This is a genomic window from Streptomyces sp. NPDC024698 (assembly GCF_055559015.1).
Map to the genome: position 1 here is coordinate 71,911 of NZ_JBVHLK010000028.1, position 6,742 is coordinate 78,652.

At 70.9% G+C, this 6,742-nt stretch carries 7 protein-coding genes; all 7 read left to right on the forward strand.

The genetic code is table 11. The annotated features are described in order from the left end of the window. Window positions 1–18: 18 nt before the first annotated feature. Window positions 19–150, forward strand: coding sequence for a DUF6380 family protein (locus ACZ4AA_RS35035; RefSeq protein WP_467611640.1), 132 nt, complete (start codon window positions 19–21; stop codon window positions 148–150). Beyond that, entirely contained in the window at window positions 147–1,553 is a 1,407-nt protein-coding gene (hpnE, locus tag ACZ4AA_RS35040; RefSeq protein ID WP_467611611.1) for a hydroxysqualene dehydroxylase HpnE, read from the forward strand. The genes ACZ4AA_RS35035 and hpnE overlap by 4 nt, the downstream gene beginning before the upstream one ends. Continuing rightward, window positions 1,550–2,680, forward strand: a complete 1,131-nt coding sequence (locus ACZ4AA_RS35045; RefSeq protein ID WP_467611613.1) for a polyprenyl synthetase family protein — start codon at window positions 1,550–1,552, stop codon at window positions 2,678–2,680. Before hpnE ends, ACZ4AA_RS35045 begins: the two co-directional genes overlap by 4 nt. 152 nt (window positions 2,681–2,832) lie before the next feature. After that, the gene (gene shc / locus ACZ4AA_RS35050) at window positions 2,833–4,836 is read left to right on the forward strand and encodes a squalene--hopene cyclase (RefSeq protein WP_467611615.1); all 2,004 of its coding nucleotides are present in this window, start codon (window positions 2,833–2,835) and stop codon (window positions 4,834–4,836) included. Next, a complete protein-coding gene (locus ACZ4AA_RS35055; protein ID WP_467611617.1) occupies window positions 4,836–5,477 on the forward strand; it encodes a phosphorylase family protein in 642 nt (213 codons plus the stop codon). The genes shc and ACZ4AA_RS35055 overlap by 1 nt, the downstream gene beginning before the upstream one ends. A 5-nt stretch (window positions 5,478–5,482) precedes the next feature. Next, a complete protein-coding gene (gene hpnH / locus ACZ4AA_RS35060) occupies window positions 5,483–6,505 on the forward strand; it encodes an adenosyl-hopene transferase HpnH (protein ID WP_467611619.1) in 1,023 nt (340 codons plus the stop codon). Window positions 6,506–6,509: 4 nt separating this feature from the next. Next, a partial coding sequence (locus ACZ4AA_RS35065; protein WP_467611622.1) for a flavodoxin-dependent (E)-4-hydroxy-3-methylbut-2-enyl-diphosphate synthase occupies window positions 6,510–6,742 on the forward strand: 233 nt, incomplete at its 3' end.

Genomic DNA, 6,742 nt, shown 5'->3' on the forward strand with positions numbered 1-6,742 from the left:
GCGTGTTTGATGGATGAAATGGTCCAAGGTGATACGGCCGACGAAAAGCGGCAGGCAACCCTCCGGAGCCCGGTGGCGTCCCTGACTGCGACGGCCTGCCGTGGATCGTTCAACCATCACGGTGATGCCGCAGGGGAGGGTGTGCGATGAGCGAGGACGGGTCCACGGACGGCTCCGGCCGGGCCACCGCCGTGGTGATCGGTGGCGGTCTCGCCGGTGTCACCGCCGCGCTCGCCCTGGCCGACGCGGGGGTCCGGGTGACGCTGCTCGAAGGCAGACCGCGCCTCGGCGGTCTCGCGTTCTCCTTCCAGCGCGGCGAACTCACCGTGGACAACGGACAGCACGTCTTCCTGCGCTGCTGCACCGCCTACCGCTGGTTCCTCGACCGCGTCGACGCCACCGCGCTCGCGCCCGTGCAGGATCGTCTCGACGTGCCCGTTCTCGATCTGGACGCGCCACCGGGACGACGGCTGGGACGCATCGGCCGCGACGCGCTGCCCGTACCGCTGCACCTGGCCCGCAGCCTCGCCACGTACCAGCACCTCTCGCTCGCCGAACGCGCCAAGGTGGGCCGCGCCGCGATCGCGCTCAAGGGCCTGGACCTCACCGATCCGGCACTCGACACGCAGAACTTCGGCGACTGGCTCGCCGGGCACGGTCAGTCACGACGTGCCGTCGAGGCACTGTGGGACCTCGTGGGGGTCGCCACCCTCAACGCGGTGGCCCAGGACTCCTCGCTCGGGCTCGCCGCGATGGTGTTCAAGACGGGTCTGCTGTCCGACCCGGGCGCGGCCGACATCGGCTGGGCACGCGTCCCGCTGGGCGAACTGCACGACACTCTGGCCCGCAAGGCGCTCGACTCCGCGGGCGTACGCACCGAGATCCGTACACGCGTCACCTCCGTCTCCCCTTACGGGAACGGACGCTGGAGCGTTCAGGTTCCCGGCGAGCGCATCGAGGCCGACGCCGTCGTGCTCGCCGTACCCCAGCGCGAGGCCCACGACCTGCTGCCCGAAGGGGCGCTCGACGCCCCCGAGCGGCTTCTGGACATCGGCACCGCGCCGATCCTCAACATCCACGTCGTCTACGACCGCGAGGTCCTCACCGCGCCGTTCTTCGCGGCCCTCGGCTCCCCGGTGCAGTGGGTCTTCGACCGCACCGAGGCCTCGGGGCTCAGGGACGGGCAGTATCTGGCGCTGTCGCAGTCGGCCGCGCAGGACGAGATCGACGAGCCCGTCGCCGTGCTCAGGGAGCGGTATCTGCCGGAGCTGGAGCGGCTGCTGCCCGGTGCGCGCGGCGCCGGAGTGAAGGACTTCTTCGTGACCCGGGAGCGTACCGCCACGTTCGCCCCCGCCCCGGGCGTCGGGCGGCTGCGGCCCGGTACCCGTACCAAGGCCCCCGGCCTGTACCTGGCCGGAGCGTGGACCGCCACAGGGTGGCCCGCGACCATGGAGAGTGCGGTTCGCAGTGGAGTGGGTGCGGCGGACGCCGCGCTCGACGCCCTGGGCCGGCCCCGCGACCACCTCCTCGGACTCTTCGAGGAGGCGGCATGACGCTCGACCGGAGCATGGCAGGTCCCCGCACCCCCGGTACCGCGACAAGAGGAGAGATTGTGCCCACTGTGCCCCCGGCCGAAACGGCTGCCGACGCGGTGGACGTGACCGCGCTCCTGGAGCGCGGCCGGACCCTGGCCACACCGGTGCTCAAGGCGGCCGTCGACCGCCTGGCGCCGCCCATGGACACCGTCGCCGCCTACCACTTCGGCTGGATCGACGCCGCGGGCAACCCCGCGGACGGCGACGGCGGCAAGGCCGTGCGTCCCGCGCTCGCCGTGCTCTCCGCGCAGGCCGCCGGCGCCTCGCCCGAGGTGGGCGTCCCCGGCGCGGTCGCCGTCGAACTGGTGCACAACTTCTCGCTGCTGCACGACGACCTGATGGACGGCGACGAGCAGCGCCGTCACCGCGACACCGTCTGGAAGGTGCACGGCCCCGCCCAGGCGATCCTGGTCGGCGACGCCCTGTTCGCCCTGGCCAACGAGATCCTCCTCGAACTCGGCACCGTGGAGGCCGGACGGGCCACCCGCCGTCTGACCACCGCCACCCGGGCCCTGATCGACGGCCAGGCCCAGGACATCTCCTACGAGCACCGCGACCGCGTCAGCGTCGAGGAGTGCCTGGAGATGGAGGGCAACAAGACCGGCGCCCTGCTGGCCTGCGCCTGCTCCATCGGCGCGGTCCTCGGCGGCGCCGACGACCTCACCGCCGACACCCTGGAGCGCTACGGCTACCACCTCGGCCTCGCCTTCCAGGCCGTCGACGACCTGCTCGGCATCTGGGGCGACCCCGAGGCCACCGGGAAGCAGACCTGGAGCGATCTGCGCCAGCGCAAGAAGTCCCTGCCGGTCGTGGCCGCGCTCGCCGCGGGCGGCCCCGCCTCCGAGCGGCTCGGCGACCTGCTCGCCGAGGACGCCAAGGCCAGTGACTTCGAGAACTTCTCCGAGGAGGAGTTCGCCGCGCGCGCCGCGCTCATCGAGGAGGCGGGCGGCCGCGAGTGGACCGCTCAGGAGGCACGCCGTCAGCACGCGATCGCCCTCGAGGCGCTGGACGCCGTACCGATGCCCGAACGGGTACGCGCCGAGCTCGTGGCGCTGGCCGACTTCGTCGTCGTGCGGAAGAGATGATCGTCATCGGTCGAATAAACCTCGCGTAGTCGCCGGCCGGTGCCTTCCCCAAGCGTCGAACCTCGTTCGAGCGGGGGGATATCCATCCGAACGAACGCACCGGCCGACGGCGGACCCACAGCAGAGACACACCACTGCACGAAGGGGAAGCCATGACAGCGACGACCGACGGAAGCACCGGGGCCCTGCCGCCCCGCGCTGCCTCGGCCAGCGAAGACCGGAACCAGACGACTCCCGAGGCGGCCGGGACAGTCGAGACCCGAGACGCCGCGACGCGCGCCATGGAGCGCGCCACGGACTTCCTGCTCGCGCGCCAGGACGCCGAGGGCTGGTGGAAGGGCGACCTGGAGACGAACGTCACCATGGACGCCGAGGACCTGCTGCTCCGCCAGTTCCTGGGAATCCGCGACGAGCCGACCACCCGGGGCACGGCGCTGTTCATCCGGGGCGAGCAGCGCGAGGACGGCACCTGGGCCTCGTTCTACGGCGGTCCTGGCGAGCTCTCCACCACCATCGAGGCGTACGTCGCCCTGCGGCTCGCCGGTGACGCCCCCGACGACGCCCACATGGCGAAGGCGGCCGCGTGGATCCGCGCGCGCGGCGGCATCGCCGCGGCCCGTGTCTTCACCCGGATCTGGCTCGCCCTCTTCGGCTGGTGGAAGTGGGACGACCTGCCCGAACTCCCGCCGGAGCTCATCTACTTGCCGAAGTGGATGCCGCTGAACATCTACGACTTCGGATGCTGGGCGCGGCAGACCATCGTGCCGCTCACCGTCGTCTCCGCGAAGCGCCCGGTGCGGCCCGCGCCGTTCCCGCTGGACGAACTGCACACCGACGCGCGCAACCCCAATCCTTCCAGACCCCTTGCCCCCGTGACCAGTTGGGACGGGGCCTTCCAGCGCCTGGACAAGGCCCTGCACCAGTACCGCAAGGTCGCACCGCGCGCGCTGCGCAGAGCGGCGATGAACACGGCCGGCCGCTGGATCGTCGAGCGCCAGGAGAACGACGGCTGCTGGGGCGGCATCCAGCCGCCCGCCGTCTACTCGGTCATCGCGCTGCATCTGCTCGGCTACGACCTCGAACACCCGGTGATGCGTGAGGGACTTGCCTCGCTAAACCGTTTCGCCGTGTGGCGCGACGACGGCGCGCGGATGATCGAGGCCTGTCAGTCGCCGGTGTGGGACACCTGCCTCGCCACCATCGCCCTGGCCGACGCGGGAGTGCCCGCCGATCATCCGCAACTGGTGAAGGCCGTGGACTGGATGCTCGGGGAGGAGATCGTCCGGCCCGGCGACTGGTCGGTCAAGCGCCCCCAACTTCCGCCGGGAGGCTGGGCGTTCGAGTTCCACAACGACAACTACCCCGACATCGACGACACCGCGGAGGTCGTCCTCGCACTGCGCCGCGTCCGGCATCACGACCCGGACCGCGTCGAGAACGCCATCGGACGCGGGGTCCGCTGGAATCTCGGCATGCAGTCCAAGGACGGCGGCTGGGGCGCCTTCGACGTCGACAACACCAGCGCGTTTCCCAACAGGCTGCCGTTCTGCGACTTCGGGGAGGTGATCGACCCGCCCTCCGCGGACGTCACGGCGCACGTGGTGGAGATGCTGGCGGTCGAGGGGCTCACGCACGACCCGCGCACCCGCCGGGGCATCCGGTGGCTCCTCTCCCACCAGGAGCCGAACGGCTCCTGGTTCGGCCGCTGGGGCGTCAACTACGTATACGGCACAGGCTCGGTGGTCCCGGCCCTGACCGCCGCGGGGCTGCCCGGCTCGCACCCGGCGATCCGCCGGGCGGTGGCCTGGCTGGAGTCGGTGCAGAACGACGACGGTGGCTGGGGCGAGGACCTGCGCTCCTACGACGACACCGCCGGCTGGAGCGGACGCGGCGCCTCGACCGCCTCCCAGACCGGCTGGGCGCTGCTCGCCCTGCTGGCCGCGGGGGAGTGCGACTCCAAGGCCACCGAGCGCGGGGTGCTCTGGCTCACGGAGACCCAGCTGCCCGACGGCAGCTGGGACGAGCCCTACTTCACGGGGACCGGCTTCCCGTGGGACTTCTCGATCAACTACCACCTCTACCGCCAGGTCTTCCCGCTCACCGCGCTCGGCCGCTACGTCCACGGAGAACCGTTCTCCCCGGCCGAGGGGGGCTGATGGACAGGCTGCCCGCCCCGGACCCGCTCCTGATCGCCTGCGCGCTGGGCATCGAGCATCTCGCCCTGCGCAGCGGCGACCGGAGCGGCGCCGGCGGGCCGGTCACCGTGCTGCGTACGGGCATGGGGCCCAAGGCCGCCGACCGGTCGGTCACCCGGGTGCTCGCCGACCCGGTCCTGGCCAGGGCGTCCGTGCTGGCCACCGGATTCTGCGCGGGACTCGCCCCGGGCATGCACCCCGGTGACCTGGTCGTCGCCGAGGAGACCCGGGACCCGGGCGGCACCACGCCGTGCGTGGGCACCGACCTGCTGGTCAAGGAACTGGCCCGGGCCGTGCCGGGCCGCACCGTCCACACCGGGCCGCTCACCGGCTCGGACCATGTGGTCCGCGGTCACGAGCGGTCCGATCTGCTCGCGACCGGCGCCATCGCCGTCGACATGGAGTCGGCGGCCACGCTGCTCGGCGCCGTCCGCTCGGGCACCCGTCCCGTTGCGGCCGTCCGGGTGGTCGTGGATGCTCCGGAGCATGAACTCGTCCGAATCGGCACGTTCCGCGGTGGAATATCAGCCTTCCGCGTTCTTCGTGTCGTGCTTCCCGCTTTTTTCGAATGGCACCGTTCTTTGTCGCTCCCTCGGAGGTGAGCCGTATGGCCATGCCGCTTCGGCAGTCCATGAAGGTCGCTGCATACCTGTTTGAACAGAAGCTCCGGAAGCGGGACAAGTTCGCCCTGCTCGTCGAACTGGAGCCGCTCTTCGCGTGCAACCTCGCGTGCGAGGGCTGTGGCAAGATCCAGCACCCCGCCGGTGTGCTCAAGCAGCGCATGCCGGTGGCGCAGGCGGTGGGCGCGGTCCTCGAGTCCGGTGCGCCGATGGTGTCCATCGCCGGCGGCGAGCCGCTGATGCACCCTCAGATCGACGAGATCGTACGGCAGTTGGTGGCGAAGAAGAAGTTCGTCTTCCTGTGCACCAACGCCATGCTGATGCGCAAGAAGATGGACAAGTTCAAGCCCTCGCCGTACTTCGCCTGGGCCGTGCACATCGACGGGCTGCGTGAGCGGCACGACGAGTCCGTCGCCAAGGAAGGCGTCTTCGACGAGGCCGTCGAGGCGATCAAGGAGGCCAAGCGGCGTGGCTTCCGGGTCACGACGAACTCGACCTTCTTCAACACCGACACCCCGCAGACCGTCATCGAGGTGCTGAACTACCTCAACGACGACCTGAAGGTCGACGAGATGATGCTCTCGCCCGCCTACGCCTACGAGAAGGCCCCCGACCAGGAGCACTTCCTCGGCGTCCAGCAGACCCGGGAACTGTTCAAGAAGGCCTTCGCCGGCGGCAACAGGCGCCGCTGGAGGCTCAACCAGAGCCCGCTCTTCCTGGACTTCCTGGAGGGCAAGGTCGACTTCCCGTGCACCGCGTGGGCGATCCCGAGCTACTCGCTCTTCGGCTGGCAGCGACCCTGCTACCTGATGAGCGACGGGTACGTGCAGACGTACAAGCAGCTCCTGGAGGAGACCGACTGGGACTCCTACGGCCGCGGCAGGGACGACCGCTGCGCGAACTGCATGGCGCACTGCGGCTACGAGCCGACCGCGGTCCTCGCGACCATGGGCTCGCTCCGGGAATCCATCCGGGCCGCCCGCGAGACCTTCACGGAAAGCCGCGGGTGAGGTCATGACCGCCGTTTCCCTGGGCCTGCCCGAGCTACCGGTCCGGCCGATCGCGGAGCGCCGCCTCTCGCGGCGGATCCAGGTCGGGCCGGTGGCGGTCGGCGGCGGGGCTCCCGTGTCCGTCCAGTCGATGACCACGACCCGTACGTCGGACATCGGCGCCACGCTTCAGCAGATCGCCGAGCTGACCGCGTCCGGCTGCCAGATCGTGCGGGTCGCCTGCCCGACCCAGGACGA

Excerpts from the sequence above, each read along its gene's own strand:
- ACZ4AA_RS35035 (WP_467611640.1), top strand. The coding sequence starts at position 19 with ATGGTCCAAGGTGATACGGCCGACGAAAAGCGGCAGGCAACCCTCCGG.
- hpnE (WP_467611611.1), top strand. The coding sequence starts at position 147 with ATGAGCGAGGACGGGTCCACGGACGGCTCCGGCCGGGCCACCGCCGTG.
- ACZ4AA_RS35045 (WP_467611613.1), top strand. The coding sequence starts at position 1,550 with ATGACGCTCGACCGGAGCATGGCAGGTCCCCGCACCCCCGGTACCGCG.
- shc (WP_467611615.1), top strand. The coding sequence starts at position 2,833 with ATGACAGCGACGACCGACGGAAGCACCGGGGCCCTGCCGCCCCGCGCT.
- ACZ4AA_RS35055 (WP_467611617.1), top strand. The coding sequence starts at position 4,836 with ATGGACAGGCTGCCCGCCCCGGACCCGCTCCTGATCGCCTGCGCGCTG.
- hpnH (WP_467611619.1), top strand. The coding sequence starts at position 5,483 with ATGGCCATGCCGCTTCGGCAGTCCATGAAGGTCGCTGCATACCTGTTT.